This window comes from Brevundimonas sp. (assembly GCF_047617075.1).
Taxonomy (GTDB): Bacteria; Pseudomonadota; Alphaproteobacteria; order Caulobacterales; family Caulobacteraceae; genus Brevundimonas.
This window is the reverse complement of record NZ_JBLGCI010000003.1, coordinates 14,239-29,902: the sequence shown is the minus strand read 5'-3', so window position 1 is coordinate 29,902 and position 15,664 is coordinate 14,239. Positions and strand designations below refer to the sequence as shown.

Annotated in this window: 19 protein-coding genes and 1 pseudogene; 18 read left to right on the top strand and 2 right to left on the bottom strand. The window is 68.2% G+C overall.

Going from position 1 to position 15,664, the window contains the following annotated elements; all coding sequences use genetic code 11:
* Positions 1-61 precede the first annotated feature (61 nt).
* From ACI8U3_RS03660 to ACI8U3_RS03625, 8 genes are all read left to right on the top strand, one after another.
* The gene (locus ACI8U3_RS03660) at positions 62-1,306 is read left to right on the top strand and encodes a phage major capsid protein (RefSeq protein ID WP_415013505.1); all 1,245 of its coding nucleotides are present in this window, start codon (positions 62-64) and stop codon (positions 1,304-1,306) included.
* Between the two features lie 209 nt (positions 1,307-1,515).
* Entirely contained in the window at positions 1,516-2,022 is a 507-nt protein-coding gene (locus tag ACI8U3_RS03655; protein WP_196838230.1) for a hypothetical protein, read from the top strand.
* A 307-nt stretch (positions 2,023-2,329) separates the two neighbouring features.
* Positions 2,330-2,671, top strand: coding sequence for a hypothetical protein (locus tag ACI8U3_RS03650; protein ID WP_415013504.1), 342 nt, complete (start codon positions 2,330-2,332; stop codon positions 2,669-2,671).
* A gap of 53 nt (positions 2,672-2,724) precedes the next feature.
* On the top strand, positions 2,725-3,981 hold the full coding sequence (locus ACI8U3_RS03645; RefSeq protein ID WP_415013503.1) for a TolC family protein: 1,257 nt from the start codon (positions 2,725-2,727) through the stop codon (positions 3,979-3,981).
* A complete protein-coding gene (locus ACI8U3_RS03640; protein ID WP_196838233.1) occupies positions 3,978-5,153 on the top strand; it encodes an efflux RND transporter periplasmic adaptor subunit in 1,176 nt (391 codons plus the stop codon). The genes ACI8U3_RS03645 and ACI8U3_RS03640 overlap by 4 nt, the downstream gene beginning before the upstream one ends.
* Positions 5,154-5,164: 11 nt before the next feature.
* Positions 5,165-8,386 (top strand): efflux RND transporter permease subunit, encoded by a 3,222-nt coding sequence (locus tag ACI8U3_RS03635; protein ID WP_196838234.1) that lies wholly within the window; start codon positions 5,165-5,167, stop codon positions 8,384-8,386.
* 5 nt (positions 8,387-8,391) lie between these two features.
* On the top strand, positions 8,392-8,979 hold the full coding sequence (locus ACI8U3_RS03630) for a cation transporter (protein ID WP_231378764.1): 588 nt from the start codon (positions 8,392-8,394) through the stop codon (positions 8,977-8,979).
* Between the two features lie 67 nt (positions 8,980-9,046).
* Positions 9,047-9,373 carry a YnfA family protein gene (locus ACI8U3_RS03625; RefSeq protein ID WP_415013502.1) on the top strand — a complete coding sequence of 109 codons (327 nt, stop codon included), beginning with the start codon at positions 9,047-9,049 and terminating at the stop codon, positions 9,371-9,373.
* 139 nt (positions 9,374-9,512) lie between these two features.
* Here ACI8U3_RS03625 and ACI8U3_RS03620 read toward each other — a convergent pair whose 3' ends face one another.
* Positions 9,513-9,881: a DUF6471 domain-containing protein gene (locus tag ACI8U3_RS03620; RefSeq protein WP_196838236.1), complete on the bottom strand. Its 369-nt coding sequence runs from the start codon at positions 9,879-9,881 to the stop codon at positions 9,513-9,515.
* Between the two features lie 149 nt (positions 9,882-10,030).
* On the opposite strand from ACI8U3_RS03620, the pseudogene ACI8U3_RS03615 reads away from it, so the two are divergent.
* Both ACI8U3_RS03615 and ACI8U3_RS03610 read left to right on the top strand, forming a co-directional pair.
* Positions 10,031-10,228, top strand: a pseudogene (locus tag ACI8U3_RS03615) (transposase); the annotation flags it as partial.
* A 3-nt stretch (positions 10,229-10,231) separates the two neighbouring features.
* A complete protein-coding gene (locus ACI8U3_RS03610; RefSeq protein WP_231378756.1) occupies positions 10,232-11,722 on the top strand; it encodes a transposase in 1,491 nt (496 codons plus the stop codon).
* On the opposite strand, the gene ACI8U3_RS03605 is transcribed toward ACI8U3_RS03610, so the two are convergent.
* Entirely contained in the window at positions 11,694-12,257 is a 564-nt protein-coding gene (locus ACI8U3_RS03605; protein WP_196838238.1) for a hypothetical protein, read from the bottom strand. The genes ACI8U3_RS03610 and ACI8U3_RS03605 overlap by 29 nt on opposite strands.
* Before the next feature lie 137 nt (positions 12,258-12,394).
* Here ACI8U3_RS03605 and ACI8U3_RS03600 point away from each other — a divergent pair, with 137 nt between their 5' ends.
* The 8 genes from ACI8U3_RS03600 to ACI8U3_RS03565 all read left to right on the top strand — a co-directional run bounded on the left by ACI8U3_RS03600 (position 12,395) and on the right by ACI8U3_RS03565 (position 15,633).
* Positions 12,395-12,661, top strand: a complete 267-nt coding sequence (locus ACI8U3_RS03600) for a head-tail connector protein (RefSeq protein ID WP_415013501.1) — start codon at positions 12,395-12,397, stop codon at positions 12,659-12,661.
* Positions 12,658-12,954, top strand: coding sequence for a phage head-tail adapter protein (locus ACI8U3_RS03595; RefSeq protein WP_415013500.1), 297 nt, complete (start codon positions 12,658-12,660; stop codon positions 12,952-12,954). Before ACI8U3_RS03600 ends, ACI8U3_RS03595 begins: the two co-directional genes overlap by 4 nt.
* Positions 12,951-13,358 (top strand): DUF3168 domain-containing protein, encoded by a 408-nt coding sequence (locus ACI8U3_RS03590; protein ID WP_415013499.1) that lies wholly within the window; start codon positions 12,951-12,953, stop codon positions 13,356-13,358. Before ACI8U3_RS03595 ends, ACI8U3_RS03590 begins: the two co-directional genes overlap by 4 nt.
* Positions 13,355-13,771: a phage major tail protein, TP901-1 family gene (locus ACI8U3_RS03585; protein WP_415013498.1), complete on the top strand. Its 417-nt coding sequence runs from the start codon at positions 13,355-13,357 to the stop codon at positions 13,769-13,771. Before ACI8U3_RS03590 ends, ACI8U3_RS03585 begins: the two co-directional genes overlap by 4 nt.
* Positions 13,772-13,902: 131 nt before the next feature.
* Positions 13,903-14,235 carry a GTA-gp10 family protein gene (locus ACI8U3_RS03580; RefSeq protein WP_415013780.1) on the top strand — a complete coding sequence of 111 codons (333 nt, stop codon included), beginning with the start codon at positions 13,903-13,905 and terminating at the stop codon, positions 14,233-14,235.
* A gap of 11 nt (positions 14,236-14,246) precedes the next feature.
* A complete protein-coding gene (locus tag ACI8U3_RS03575) occupies positions 14,247-14,417 on the top strand; it encodes a phage tail assembly chaperone (protein ID WP_415013497.1) in 171 nt (56 codons plus the stop codon).
* Between the two features lie 80 nt (positions 14,418-14,497).
* Positions 14,498-15,028: a phage tail tape measure C-terminal domain-containing protein gene (locus ACI8U3_RS03570; protein ID WP_415013496.1), complete on the top strand. Its 531-nt coding sequence runs from the start codon at positions 14,498-14,500 to the stop codon at positions 15,026-15,028.
* Positions 15,025-15,633 carry a TIGR02217 family protein gene (locus ACI8U3_RS03565; RefSeq protein ID WP_415013495.1) on the top strand — a complete coding sequence of 203 codons (609 nt, stop codon included), beginning with the start codon at positions 15,025-15,027 and terminating at the stop codon, positions 15,631-15,633. Before ACI8U3_RS03570 ends, ACI8U3_RS03565 begins: the two co-directional genes overlap by 4 nt.
* Positions 15,634-15,664: the final 31 nt, after the last annotated feature.

Sequence of the window (15,664 nt, the reverse complement as noted above, 5' to 3'; positions counted from 1 at the left end):
CCGGCGGCGAGCCGGATGACGAGGGTGCGGCGAAGCCGGCCCGTTTTCAACTGGAGACATGATGAGAGAGACCAAACAGGCCGCCGCCTCGCCTGAGGCGCGGGCGGCGATGCATGAGCTGATGGCGGCGTTCGAGGCGTTCAAGGGCGCCAATGACGCGCGGCTGGCGGAGATCGAGAAGAAGGCGAGCGCCGACACGCTGCTGGAGGAGAAGGTGGCGCGGATCGACGCGGCGGTGGCGGGCGCCCAGGCGCGGCTGGACCGGGTGGTGAGCGAGGCGCGGCGGCCGGCGATGGAGGGCGCCGTGGTCGCTGCGCCGGAGGCGAAGGCGGCGTGGGACGCGTATCTGAGGAGCGGAACGACCCCCTCCACCACTTCGTGGTCCCCCTCCCCCAGAGGGGGAGGATTGGTGGTGAAGGCCGGGCTGGACAGCGGGTCGGGGTCGGGCGGGCTGATCGCGCCGGCGGAGACGGAGCGTCTGGTGGAGCGGCGCCTGATGGCGGCCTCGCCCATGCGCGAGATCGCCACGGTGCGGACGGTGGCCTCGGGCGTGTTCAGGAAGCCGGTGTCCACCGATGGGATCGAGGCCGGTTGGGCGGCCGAGACGGCGGTCCGGCCCGAAACCGAGGGCGCGAACCTGAGCCTGCTGGAGTTCCCGTCGGCGGAACTGTACGCCAGTCCGGCGGCGACCCAGACCCTGCTGGACGATGCGTTCATGAGCCTGGACGAATGGCTGGCGGGGGAGATCGAGGACGCCTTCGCGGCGCAGGAGACGGAAGCCTTCGTCAACGGCGACGGGACCAATAAGCCGAGGGGCTTCCTGACCTACCCGACCGCCGCCGACAATGCATGGGGCCAGATCGGCCATGTGCTGACCGGCGCGGACGGCGCGTTCGGGGAGGCGCCGGTGGATCGGCTGATCGACCTGATCTATGCGCCGAAGGCCAAGTACCGGGCGAACGGGCGCTTCGTCATGAACCGCCGCACGGCCAGCGCGATCAGGAAGTTCAAGGATGCGGACGGCAACTATGTCTGGAGCCCGGCGACCCAGCCGGGGGCCACGTCCAGCCTGCTGGGCTACCCCGTCACCGAGATCGAGGAGACGCCGAACATCGGTGCGGACGCCCTGGCGGTGGCGTTCGGGGACTTCCGGCGCGGCTATCTGATCGTGGACCGGGCGGGGCTGAGCGTGCTGCGCGATCCGTATTCAGCCAAGCCCTATGTGCTGTTCTACACCACCAAGCGCGTGGGCGGCGGGGTGCAGGACTTTGATGCGATCAAGGTGCTGAAGTTCGCGGAGAGCTGACGCTGACGGCGGGCGCCTCTCCCCTTGTGGGAGAGGCCTGAGTCGCAGTGATGCGCGTCAGCGCATCGCTCCTTGCGACCAGGGTGAGGGGAATGCCAGAGAGGCTTGCCCCCTCACCCTCCGCGCGCAGGACGGCCGCTTTCGGCTATGGGTAGCAAACACACCTTGACAACCGAGACCGTGGGAACCCCTGCCTTTATGGTGAGGGCATGGCAAGTTCGATCATCCCTTTCGGCACCGAGCATTCTGTCGCCCTTCACACCCTGGTCCGCAAACGCGCCGAGCTGGACGGTGAGTTGGAGCAACATCAAGGGCTCATCCGCGACCTTCAGAAGACGATCCAAAACCTGGACGCGGTCCTTGTCCTGCTCAAACCGGACATCGACATCGGTGAAATCGCGCCGAAGCGAGCCCGGCCAATTTACGCTGCTGCGCCGGGAGAGATCACCAGCATCGTCGTTGATTGCTTGAGAGAAGCCGAAGGACCGCTCACGTCGAGAGGGCTGGCGCAGGCGGTCGTCGAGAGGCGAGAGCTCGATCCCGCAGACGTCGAGCTGGAAATCACGATGGCCAAGCGGGTTCGAGCCTGTCTGAGGCCCTTGCGACTGGCCGGACGAGTGCGCGCTGTGCCGATGGCGTCGGGACCGCAGGGCTGGGTTCTGGCGACTAAGCACCTCCAGCAGCCTGGTGCTGTCTCGCTGGAGCTGGCTCGATGAGCAGCTTGTCCTTCTTCCACGGAAGCCAGCTCTGCCAGGTCACGCCTGAGCGCGATGGCCGAGGCTTCATTGGACTGCGAAACGGCCGAATTGTCGCGACCGCGCCTGATCGCGCCAGTGTGGCTCGGGCGCTGATCAAGGCGGCGCGTTGGCGAAAGGACCTGACGGATGAAGCGGTGGGCGCGCCTAGAACGTGAATCGCCAAACGCGGAGCAAAGACGTCGCGAACGCCATAGGCTGTAGCGTCGGCGCTCGCGTTGCGACCTACCGTCCGTTGCTGTTGCCGCAAACCGTGCTAAAGGGCGGCATGGTCCGATCAGAGAACAGACACGGCATCATGGCGGCGCTCTTGGCGCTGTTCGTCGCTGTGTTCGTTCTGATCCCGACTGTCGATGCTGCGGCCTGTGCTGTGGAACTGGAACCCGCTCATGCGGCGGCGTCAGTCGCCGACGACGGTGGCGATCTGCCGTCTGATCCCGACGACCATGCGATCTGCTCGCACGGCCACTGTCACCATGGCGGTGCCGTGGTGGTCGGCAACGGTGACGTGTCCCCGGCGACTGCGTCTGGAGAGCCGAGGGTTCTGCTGCCCAGCGAACCGCTGGCGTCCCGCACGCCGGCCGGACCGGAACGCCCTCCCCGAGGCTGACGGGATCGCGCGCATCCGCGCGCCCTCCACGTCAACCACTCGGGAAATGAAACATGTCACCCCCCTATCGTCGCCGTCCGCCCCTCGTGGCGGGCTGCGCGCTGGTCGCGATAGCGGCCGGCTTTCTCGGCGGACCCGCCTGGGCCGACCCTGCTCCCTCATTCGAGGTCCTGCTCGCTCGCCTGGGCGAAACGCCCGCGACCATGGAAGCCGACGCGCTTCTTGAAGCCGCCGAGGCGCGCGTCCGGCAGGCGCGCGTCCGGCCCAATCCGGAGTTGGGGCTGGAGGCCGAGAACGCCTTCGGCACCGGCCCCTTCCAGGGCTACGACAACGCCGAGACCACCCTCTCCCTAAGTCAGGACCTCGAACTGTGGGGCCGCCGCAGCGCTCGTGTCGGCGTCGCCCACGCCGAAGTCGGGACCGCCGCCCTGCGTCGGGACCTCGCCGACGTCGAGGCGGCGAGCCGACTGGCGCTCGTCTACGCCGAGGCCGAAGCGGCCGAGCGCCGGTTCCAACTGGCCGAAGAGGCGCTGACCGTCACCATCGCCGACACCCGCGCCGCCCTAATCCTCGTAGAGGAAGGACGCGAGCCGCTTCTGCGCGGCATCCAGGGCGAGACGGAAGCGGCGGCGGCGCGCGCGACGCTGGACGAGGCGCAGGCGGAACGGGACGCGGCCTTCGCCCGTCTGACCGTCGTGGCCATGCTGCCGACGCCGGTCACCTCGATCGATGCGAGTCTGCTGGATAGAACCCCGGCCGGCGTGACCGCCGCCGTCGTGGCGGCTCCCGAGGTGCTGGTCGCCGAGGCGGAACGCGCTGCCGCAGAGAGCCGCATCGAGGTCGAACGGGTTCGCGCCCGCCCCGATATCACCGCCTCGGTGGGCATCCGGCGCTACGAAGCTGAGGACGCTACGGCCCTGACCTTTGGCGTCAGCATGCCGTTGCCGCTGTTCGACCGGAACCGGGGCGCCATCGATGCGGCCCGCGCCGAGTTCCGGGCCGCCGAGGCCCGGCTGATCGGCGCGCGTCAGGAGGCCGAGGCAGACCGCAACGCCGCCGAGGCCCGACTTCGGGCTTCGGCCAGCCGGGTCGCCGCCGCCGATGCGGGGATCAGGGCGGCTGAGGAAGCCTACCGCCTTTCCCGGATCGGCTTCGAGGCCGGCCGCATCTCACAGCTTGAACTGCGATCGTCGCGGGCCGCCCTCATCAATGCCCGCAGCGCCGCCGTGGATGCCCGCCTCGCCCGCGTCCGCGCTGAAATCGATCTCGCGCGTCTGCAAGGCCGCGCCCCTTTTGGAATATCGCAATGAACCGATTCACACAGATCAACCGGACCTGGCTGATGGCCGGGGCCGCCGTTCTGGTCGTCCTCGGTGCGGGTGGCATATACGCACTGACGCGAACCCCTTCTGAGCCGCCCGCCGACACTCATGCCGAAGGCGCGCCGGCCGACGACCACACGGCTGAAGCTGAAGGCGCTCACGTCACGCTGGCGCCGGCCCAGATCGAGGCGGCGGGCATCACAATCGTGGGCGTAACGGGCGGAGGCGGTGGGGAAACGCGCCTGTCGGGACGTGTCGAGCCCATGATCGACGCCAGGGCCGCCGTGGCGACGAGCGTTGGGGGCCGTGTTGAGCGCGTGCTGGTGGCCTCAGGCCAATCCGTTCGCGCCGGCCAGCCTCTGGCCGTTTTGGTCAGCGGCGACGCAGCAAGTTTGCGCGCGGACGTCGAAGCCGCTGAAGCCAATGCAGTGGCTGCGCAGCAGGCGCACCGACGCGAGGAAAGTCTCGCCGATCAGGGCGTGGTCGCGCGACGCGATGCGGAGGTCGCCCACGCGGAGGCGTTGAGCGCGGAGGCCGCTGCCGACGCGGCCCGGGCTCGGGCCGCCGCAGCAGGCTCCCCCAGCACTGCCGGCCGGGTGAACGTGACCAGTCCCATTCAGGGGGTGGTCACCAACGTCCTCGTCGGCCCAGGCGGCTATGCGCCTCAAGGCGGCGTCATCGCCGAGGTGACCAATCCGGCGCGGGTCGAGATCGTGTTCAACGCCCCGCCGGCGCTTGCCTCGCAGGTGCGTGCGGGAACGCCGGTCCGCGTCCAGGGACCGGGCGGTGAGTTCGACGTGGTCGTCACTGGCGTGGCCGCAGGCGCAGGAGCGGAAACCGGCGCGACAGTGATCCGCGCCCGACCGACAGGCGGAAATCTTCCGCCGGCGGGATCAGCCGTGACGGGCGCTGTGGTCACTGGCGAGTCCTCTGGAGGTCTGACCGTGCCGTCCGAGGCCGTCCAGACCGTGGAAGGTAGGAGTGTGGTCTTCGTGCGCACTGAAGACGGCTTTGCGCCCGTGCGGGTGCTGGTTGGCCGCCAGGCCGGTGGTCGCACCGAAATCCTGCAAGGCCTCAGCGGATCAGAACGCATCGCCGGCGCCAACGCCTTCCTTCTGAAAGCCGAACTCGCCAAGGGCGAGGCCGAGCACGGTCACTAGGGGCGACGCACATGTTCAACACCATCATTTCCGCCTCTGTCCGCTTCCGCTGGTTCGTCGTGATCGCCGTCGTGATCGTCGCCGGTTTCGGGCTGTATCAGTTGACCAGACTGCCGATCGACGCGGTCCCTGACATCACCAACCGACAGGTGCAGATCACCACGGTCGCGCCCGCGCTGGCCCCGGAGCAGATCGAGCGACAGGTCACCTATCCGCTGGAGACCGCCCTGGCGGGCATCCCCGGCCTGACCAGCACACGCTCGCTCTCGCGCAACGGCTTCAGCCAGATCACGGCCATCTTCACGGACAGCACCGACATCTACTTCGCCCGACAGCAGGTCTCCGAGCGACTTGCGGCTGCCCGTGAAGGGTTGCCGGACGGCGTGGAGCCGGCGATGTCGCCGGTCACCACGGGTCTCGGCGAGGTGCTGATGTGGACGGTCGACTACGTCCCCTTCAATGCCCAGACATTGTCCGAGCCCGGGCAGCCGGGGTGGCAGGCCGGGGGCGTTTATCTGACGCCGGAGGGCGAGAGACTGACTACGCCGGAGCAGCAGGCGACCTATCTTCGGACGGTTCAGGACTGGATTATCGCACCGCAGATGCGCGGTGCGGACGGTCTCGCCGGGGTCGATACCGTCGGCGGCTACGTCAAGGAATACGCCGTGCGCCCCGACATCGCACGGCTCTCCAGCTATGGGCTGAGCCTGGGCGATCTGGTCGAGGCCCTAGAACGCGCCAACACCCAGGCCGGGGCCGGATACATCCAACGGGCCGGCGAGGCGCTAGTCGTCCGCACCGACGCCCTGGCGAGCACGGTCGAGGATCTGGCGCAGGCGCCTGTGGTCAACCAGAACGGTCTGGTCGTGCGCGTCGCCGACGTCGCCACTGTCGAGATCGGTCACGCGCCACGCCTCGGCGGGGCCAGCCGGGACGGCCACGAGGCCGTTCTGGGCACCGCCCTGATGATCGCCGGCGGCAACAGCCGCACTGTGGCTCAGTCGGCTGCTGACCGCCTGGCTGAAGTGGATGACAGCCTGCCGCCCGGCATCGTCGCCACGACGGTCCTGAACCGGAGCGAACTCGTCAATTCGACCATCGCCACAGTGGCCCGCAATCTCACCGAAGGCGCCTTGCTGGTGATCGTGGTGCTGTTCCTGCTGCTGGGCAACATCAGGGCCGCTACGATCACGGCGCTAATGATCCCGCTCAGCTTTCTGTTCGCCGTTATCGGCATGAACCGTTTCGGCATCAGCGGCAATCTGATGAGCCTGGGCGCCCTGGACTTCGGCCTGATGGTCGATGGCGGGGTTGTGGTGATCGAAAACACCCTGTTCCAGCTGACGCAGCGCCGCGCTCAGCTCGGCAGGATGCTCACCCGCCACGAACGTCTGGGCGTCGCTGTCCAATCCGCACGCCAGATGGTCAAGCCGGCGGCGTTCGGGCAGTTGATCATTCTGCTGGTGTTCGCGCCTCTGTTGATGCTCGAAGGGGTGGAGGGCAAGACGTTCCAGCCGATGGGCGCCACGGTGATGCTGGCGCTGGTGGGCGCATTCATCTTCTCCTTCACCTTCGTGCCGGCGATGACCGCCCTGCTGGTGCGTGACCCCAAGACCGTTCCGATCGGGCCGGACGGCCGCGTCGCCGAGCACGAGACGCGCATCCTGCGCTTCGCCCGTCGCTACATCGAGCCGGCGATCAAGGCGGCTGTGGCCCGTCCGAAGTTCGTGCTCGCCTCGGCGCTGGCGGCGCTCGCCGTCGGAGCGGTCTCCTTCACCGCCTTGGGGCGGGAGTTCATTCCCACCCTCGACGAGGGCGACGTCGCCATGCAGGCGCTGCGCGTGCCGTCCGCCTCACTGGAACAGTCGCTGGCCATGCAGATGGCGCTGGAGCGGGCCATTACGGCCCAGCCGGAAGTAGAGACCATGTTCTCGCGCACCGGCACCGCCGAGGCGGCCGTTGATCCCATGCCGCCGAACATCTCGGACAGCGTCATCGTCCTGAAGGACCGCCGCGATTGGCCCGACCCCAGCCTGGAGAAGGAGGTGTTGATCGAGCGCATCGAAGAGGTCGCGAGTCAGCAGATCGGCAACAATTTTGAGTTCAGCCAGCCCATCGAACTCCGCTTCAACGAACTCATCTCCGGCGTGCGGACCGATCTGGCCGTCATGGTCTACGGCGATGATTTCGACACACTCCAACGGGTCGCAGAACAGGTCGCGGGCGAACTGCGCGAGACGACCGGATCGGCCGACGTGCGGGTGGAACAGGCCTCCGGCCTGCCGACCCTGACCGTCACCGTCGATCGCATCGCTGCGGCCAGCTATGGCCTGACCGCCGCCGACGTCAGCGAAGCGGTATCGACCGGTATTGGCGGCACGGAGGCCGGAGTCATATTCGAAGGCGATCGCCGTTTCGACGTGGTGGTGCGCCTGCCCAATGCGGATCGGAATGATCCGGCGGCGCTGGCGGCCTTGCCCGTCGTATCGGAAACAGGGGCTGTCGTGCCCTTGTCCTCGGTCGCTCGAATCCAGACCGCAGAAGGACCCAACCAGATCAGCCGCGAGAACGGCAGCCGCCGTATGGTGGTCCAGGCCAATGTTCGCGGCCGCGATCTGGGCGGCTTCGTCGATGCCGCCCAGGACCGGGTGGCGGAGATCGAACTGCCCGCCGGCGTCTATCTGGACTGGGGCGGGCAGTTCGAAAATCTGAAGCGCGCCGAACAGCGGTTCAGTCTCGTCATTCCGGTCGTCTTCGTGCTGATCGGGGTGCTGCTGTTCCTGGCTCTGGGTTCGTTCGCCGAGGCCGGGCTGGTGTTCGTCTGTGTGCCTCTCGCTCTCGTCGGCGGCGCGCTTGCTCTGTTGCTGAGGGGGATGCCTTTCTCGGTCTCGGCCGCCGTCGGCTTCATCGCGGTTTCAGGCGTCGCGACCCTGAACGGTCTGGTCCTGATGCAAGCCATCCGGCAGAGGCTCACCGAGGGACTGCCGCCCATTCAGGCCGCTGTCGAAGGCGCCGCCAGCCGGCTCCGCGCAGTGCTGACCACGGCCCTGGTCGCCATTGTCGGCTTCATCCCCATGGCGCTGGCGCACGGCGCCGGGGCGGAGGTGCAGAAACCGCTCGCAACCGTCGTCATCGGAGGGCTGTTGACGGCGACGGCGCTGACTCTGCTTGTGCTGCCGACCTTCGCCGCCAGGGCCGTCCGCCACCGTGTTTCGGAAGGATTGGAAGATTGACCAAACTGACCTCTGCGAACGATCAGCAGCGGCGCACGCTGCTGATCGTCCTGATCCTCAACGCCCTGCTGTTTCTGGGGCTCGGTGCGGGCGGCATTCTCGCCGATTCCAGCGCTCTGCTGGCCAACGCCGTCGACAACGCCTCGGACTCAGTCGTCTATCTGATCAGCTTCGTGGCGATTGGCCGCGCCGCCTCGTGGAAACGCGGCGCGGCGCGCCTGTCGGGCATCCTGTTGCTGGTGTTCGCAGCGGGGGTGCTGATCGACGTCGGCCGACGCTGGTGGTTCGGCACCGAGCCGGTCGGCTGGACGATGATGGGTCTGGCGCTCGTCGCTGCGATTGTGAACCTCGTCTGCCTGATGCTCTTGCGGCGGGACACTTCCGGCGACGTCAACATGGAAGCGGCGGAGACATTCAGTCTCAACGATTTCGCGTCCAATGGCGGCATCCTCGTCGCCGGCGCCCTGGTTATGTGGCTGGACCAGTCATGGCCCGACTTGGTCGTGGGCATGCTGGTCGCGGCGATCGCCGTGAAGGGCGGTATCGAAATCCTGCGCAGCGCGTCTGACGAAGGCAAGGACGGGTCGCCGTGACGATGGTCTCGCCACCGCAGCACCTCCAGAAGCAGCGGCTACCTACCGACCTGGCGGAAGTGGGGGCGTGAAGGTCTGGCTCTACTACAGCCTGGCCGCTGTCGCCGAGATCGCCGGCTGCTTCACGTTCTGGATGTGGCTGCGGCAGGACCGCTCGATCTGGTGGCTGGCGCCGGGGCTGCTCTGTTTGGCCGCCTTCGCCTTCTTCCTCACCCGCGTGGACGTCGATGCCGCCGGCCGCACCTACGCCATCTACGGCGGCGTCTACATAGCCGCGTCGCTTCTCTGGCTGTGGCTGGTCGAGCGCCAACCGCCCGACCGCTGGGACCTGCTGGGGGCGGTCGTGTGCTTGGTGGGCTCCGGGATTATTCTGTTCTCGCACCGCCCGGCATAAAGGGTGTCGGGGCAACAGAGAACGCCGACTCGATGACCTCCAGCTGGTCACGCGGTTCGCCGAAGGCCCATCGGTCCGTTGGTAGGTCTCTGGCGAAGGCTGCACGGATTGCATCCGGCGGAAACCGCCGAAACATGGGTCAACCCTTCTTTGTAGCTCCCACCAAGGCTGCGATCAGCTCCGGCGTCATTCGAGTCTGCGGAAGATTGCCGAGCAGCTCGGGCGGCAGCGTGAATTCCCCGGTCAACTGAGGCTTGAAGGGGATCAGGTCGATCCCAAGCACGTGCATGAATTGCAGCATGAAGGTCGCCGGGAATGTCCCTCGGCTGATCTTGTTGCGGACGCTGACCTCAGTTTCTTCGATCCCTATGGCCTGCATGCGCTCGGCGATGTCGGCGTAGGTGAGATTCTGGCGACGCTGCTCGACCCGCAAAAGCGTTCGCGCCTTCTCCCGCCAAGCGTTTTCGGGATCATCAACATCGGTGGGGGTTCCGGCGCGCTTAGCCATGACCGTTCATGCCACCACTTCGCCGGGTGATCAACCGACGCGACGTATCGCTCGCTGAAGCGATAAAACGCGCACATATGCGACAAACTTCTTGACACGCTACGACGCGATCAGTATCGCACATACGCGATAAACCTCCCGTATGTGCGTTGACATCATTGGCTCTCCTACAAGGCCCGGCACATGCCGCGACGCCAACCGAGGTCGCCGAACTCTCGGAGGAAGAGGCGCGTGCTCTGTTTCGCCGTTATCGATTCGCTGAAAATGGTGGGGAGCCGTTCTGCAACCGCTGTGGATGCCCGGCGGCGTGGGCCTACCAAGATGGCAAGCTCTTCAAGTGCAAGCAGTGCTTGAAGCAGTTCACCCTGACCACCAACACGCCGTTCGCTTCTCACAAGCTGCCCTTCAAGACGATCCTGCTGATCATCGCGCAGTTCAATCTCGCGTATCAGGGACGCAGCGCCTCGGAGATCAAACGCGACCTCCGCGCCAAGGTGAAGAACTACAAGACGATCTTCGTCTGGCTCCACAAAATCAGATGCGCAATGCAAGCCTTCGAGCGACGCACGATCCTGCGCGACGAGATCGAAATCGACGGCAAGGAGCTCAAAGGCTACATCCGCCCCAAGAACGTGCGTGGTGACAAGGACCACTACCGTTTCCCATATGGGGCGCCGGACCGGACGTTGCGGGTGACGCTGGCCCGCCAGCGCGGTGGTCCCGCCCGCGCGTGGGTCGCCAAGCAGGAGCATCACCCGATCCCGCCGTTTATCGACGCGGTCGACCCGAACGCTGTCGTATTCGCTGACGGCGGACATTGGGGCCAGATTCGCGAGCATTGCGCGCTGAAGCGGGTCATCCACGACCACCACTTCTACACGCCGGAGGGCTGCACCAACTGGGCCGAGAGCGGGTTCCGCGTCCTTGAGGGCATGCGGATGATCTATCGTCGCATCCTCGGCAACTACCTGGACCTCTACACCGCTCAGCTCACCTGGCGGTTGAGCCACACCGCCAGCGGTCCGGACGACAGCTTCGCGGCGCTCCTGGAAACGATGATGACCCCAGGCCGCTCGCCGATGGCGGGCTATTTCCTCAAGAAGAAAGCGGGCGGTTCCAAGCGCCGCTGCGAGATCATCAACCAGGACGGCGCGCCGATCGAGTGGAGTCCGCCGAGCGCCGAGGAGCGGCGGCGGGCGCGCAAGGAGGCGAAGCGCGCCAGCGGAGAAGCTGAGACGCCGCGCGTCGCCGACGCCCGATCCGCTAAGCGTTGGCGTAAGGGCTTCGAGTTCATGTCGGCGGGCGAGTTCATGGACGATCCCAAGCGGATGCCCCTGAGCCCGGGTGTTTACGGCTTGTTCCTGCGGAGTGGCGAACGGCTCTTTAACCTTGCGGGCTATTTCCCTGATCCGCAGTTTCCGGCGTGGGACCATGGGGTGTGGCGCAACGGCTACATCGGCGAAAGCTATTCTCTACGCGAAAGGCTCACCGCTCACCTGCTCGGAAGCATGGGGGAGTCGCCGTTCCGTCAATCGATCTTCGCCACCCACTGGGTGGCGGGGACCGGCGAACTGGGCGACCTGAAGAGCCGTCAGGCGAGCGAAGCGGCCCTGAGCGAGTGGCTGCGTGGCGAAGTGGTGATCGGTTACAAGGTCTGCGGTTACCACAAGACGGTGGAGAAGGAGATGCTGAAGCGCACCGCCGCGCCGTTGAACATCCGGGATCGCGATCCATCGCCGTTCAGTCGCCTGCTTTCGAGCCTGCGCCAACGCTTCCGCGAGGCTGTGGTCGCCGCGTGGGAGCCGCCGCCGCCTAGCAGTCGTCCTCGCCAGCGACGCTAGCCGGCTCATTGCGGCGCTGTCGCGATTCAAGCGCCCATCGCGGCGGTTGCCCCCCGTCGTTCACCAATCCGCGCTGCGCGCGCTGCAACGCCGCGTTGATGGCGCCGTATGCCTGAACATAGGCGGGACCGTCATCCACGCTGAGGTCGTGGCGCTCGACCACGCGGTCCAGCATCTCCCGCACCGTCAGCCAGTCGCCGTTCTCTCGCAACACGTCGTAGGCCGCGTCCGCCCATCCATGCGGCGGACGGTTCGGCCCCCGGCGTAGCGGCCTGATCAGCTTTTCTTGGTCGGGGTCCCATTCCGGATCGAACATCTGGACCACGTAAACGATGTGCGGAAGCGCCTCCCTGATCTCTTCAGCCCTCGTTTCGCGCTCGGCGGCCTCGGCTGCGAACGCCTCGCCGCCCCGCCACTTCTTCTGCCTCAGCTTCGGCGGGTTCTCTATCCAGCGCAGTTCGCCGCCCAGCCGGCCATAAAGGCGCTTCAGATGGCTGGTCAGTTGCTTCCCGCTGTTCTTTCGCCCCAGCGCCACGTAAGCCCCCCAAAACGACGAGCTAACGACTTATTCGAGCGTAGGTGTGTTTGCTACCCATAGCCGGCCGCTTTGCGCCCGTGCGCGGAGCCGCCCTCTCCCACAAGGGGAGAGGGGATTTTTTGGAGAATTTGAAGATGACCGCACCCGTTTCCATGGCGGAGGCGAAGGCGTTTTTGCGCGTCACGCACGACGCGGAGGACGATCTGATCGCCCTGCTGATCGATGCGGCCCGCAGGCGGGTGGAGGGGGAGGTGGGCGTGAGCCTGACCTCCACCTCGCCGGCGGCCCTGAGGCTGGCGGTGCTGATGCTGACGCTGCGGGCCTATGAGCGCGGCGAGGAGGAGATGCCCATCGCGCCCGTGGAGGGCTGGATCGCGCCGTACCGGCAGGTGCGGCTGTGAGGAAGCTGGCGGAGCTGCTGGAGCGGGTCGAGGGCGTGACGCCCCAGGGCGGACGGGCGGTGAGTTACGCGCCGCTGGGCTTCGTCTGGATCGCGCCGGGAGCCGTGCGGCGGGGCGTGCGCACGGGCGGAGAGGGCGTGGCGGAGGCCCTGACCCTGACCGCCGAATGCCGGGCCGACGGGCGGCTGACCGACGGACGGCTGCTGCGGTGGGACGGGGCGGACTGGCGCATCGCGCTGGTGGACGAGGGGACGCCGGGACGGGCGCGCCTGATGCTGGAGCGGGATCGATGATCAATCATGAAGCGGCGCTGCAGGCGGCGCTGATCGCGCGCCTGCGCGCCGACGACGCGCTGGATGCGCTGACAGGCGGGCGGATCTGGGACGGGGAGCCGGCGAAGCGTGTGTTTCCCTATGTGACCGTGACGCGGGTTGAGAGCCGGCCGGTGCGGGCGGACGGCGGCGGGGCGGAGCAGGTGCTGACCCTGACCGGCCATTCGCGGTTCGAAGGGCTGGAGGAGGCGCGGGCGATCTCGGCCGCGATCCGGGCGGCCCTGCATGAGGCGGATCTGACGGCGGAGGGGGTGCGGGTGGTCAATCCGCGCGTGACCTTCGCCGATGTGTTCGGAAGCCCGGAAGGGCGGCGCAGCCACGCGGTGGTGCGGGTGCGGGCGGTGACGGAGGAGATCGAGGCATGAGCGTGCAGGCGGGCAAGGACATACTGCTGAAGATCGGCGATGGCGGGGCGCCGGAGGGGTTCACGACGGTGGCGGGGCTGAGGGCGCGGACCATCGCGCTGAACGCGCGCACGGTGGATGTGACCGACGGGGACAGCGCCGGGCGCTGGCGCGAGCTGCTGGCGGGGGCGGGGGTGCGCTCGGCGGCGGTGAGCGGGCAGGGGATCTTTCGGGACGCCGCATCGGACGCGGCGATCCGGGAGGCGTTCTTTGACCAGAGCGCGCGGACCTGGCGGTTGATCGTGCCGGACTTCGGGGTGCTGGAGGGGCCATTCCTGGTGGCGGCGCTGGAGTACGCCGGCGAGCACGAGGGCGAGGCCAGCTTTGCGCTGAGCCTGGCCAGCGCGGGCGAAGTGACGTTCGAGGCGGTTTGATGGGTGGCGATCAGACCTTCTCCCGATGGGAGAAGGGGGAACCCGCGCACCGGAGCGATAGCGGAGGTTCTGGCGCGGGGGATGAGGGGCGTATGGCGAGACCCGACCCTCACCCTGCGCGCGAAGAACGGATGCATGCGCATCCGTGCGCGCAGCCCTCTCCCACCGGGAGAGGGAGCAACGCCGCGCGTGGCGAGGTGACGGCCGAGCTGGCCGGGGCGCCGCGTCGGCTGTGCCTGACGCTGGGGGCGCTGGCGGAGATGGAGGGCGCGCTGCGAGTCGAGGGCATCGAGGCGCTGGCCGCGCGGATGCGGGCGCTGTCGGCTGGGGACCTGATGGCGGTGCTGGCGGCGCTGCTGCGCGGCGGGGGCGAGCATGAGCTGGCGGAGGGGCTGAGCGCGGCGCGGGTGGATGCACGGGCGGCCGCCGAGGCGGTGGCGGCGGCGTTCGCGGCGGCGGTGTGATGTGGGCGCCGATGCTGCGCGCTGCGCTGGCGATGGGAATTCCGCCGGGCGCGTTCTGGCGCTTGTCGCTGAAGGAGTGGCGGATGCTGACGGCGGTGGAGCGCGGGCCGGCGCCGATGGGGCGCGGACGGCTGGATGAGCTGATGGCGCGGTGGCCGGATGGGGAACCGGCCGGCGATTGACCCCTCACCCTGGTCGCAAGGAGCGGTCTGCTGCGCAGCCCGCTGCGACTCAGGCCTCTCCCACAAGGGGAGAGGCGGATGTGGAGACGATTTTGGAAGAGCAGGGATTGGGCGGGTTGCCTGAGCAGGCCGCCGAGGCGGGCGAGGCGCTGGAGGCGCTGAGAGAGCCGGCGGAGCGGGCGGCGGCGTCCATCGAGGACGCGTTCGGGCGCGCGGGCGAGGGCATGGCGCGGTCGCTGGCCCGGGCGGCGGCGGACGGGGAGGTGAGCCTGGCCGAGCTGGCGCGGGCGGTGCTGGCGGCGGTGAACGCGGCCGCGGGCGCCGGGCGAGGGTCGCTGGGCGACGTGCTGGCGGCGGCGGTGGGCGGGCTGTTCGGCGGCTCGCGGGCCGACGGCGGGCCGGTGACGCCGGGCGCGGCCTATGTGGTGGGCGAGCGGGGGCCGGAGGTGTTCCGGCCGTCCGGTTCCGGGGTGATCGAGCCCATGGCGGGGGCGCCGGGCGTGACGGTCAATGTACGGGTGGATGGCGGCGCGCAGGGCCTGTTGCGGTCCGAGGCGCAGATCGTCCAGGCCCTGACGCGGGCGGTGAGACTGGGGGCGCGGCGGGGATGAATTTTCACGAAGTCAGATTGCCTTCGCGCCTGGCGTTCGGGTCGACGGGCGGGGTGGAGCGGCGGACCGAGGTGGTGACGCTGGCGTCCGGTCACGAGCGGCGGTCGACGCCGTGGGCGCATGGGCGGCGGCGGTATCTGATCGGGGCGGGGCTGCGGTCGCTGGACGACATGGCGGCGCTGACGGCGTTCTTCGAGGCGCGGCGGGGGCGGCTGTACGGGTTCCGGTTCCGGGACTTCGCGGACTTCAAGTCGTGCGCGCCGGGGACGGCGGTTTCGGCAGGCGATCAGGTGATCGGGACGGGGGACGGCGAGGCGACGGTGTTCCAGCTGGTCAAAGATTACGGCGGGCTGGGGCGCGAGATCCGCAAGCCCGTGGCGGGGTCGGTGCGGCTGTCGGTGGACGGCGTGGAGGTCGGGTTCGCGGTGGATGAGGCGACGGGGGTGGTGACGCTGGAGGCGGCGCCGGGCGCGGGGGCTGTCGTGACGGCGGGGTTCGAGTTCGACACGCCGGTGCGCTTCGACGCGGACCGGATCGAGGTGACGCTGGAGACCTTCGAGGCCGGGCGCATGGCGGCCCTGCCGCTGGTGGAGGTGAGGGTCTAGGGAGCCGGAGCGCCCCCTCACCCTGGTCGCG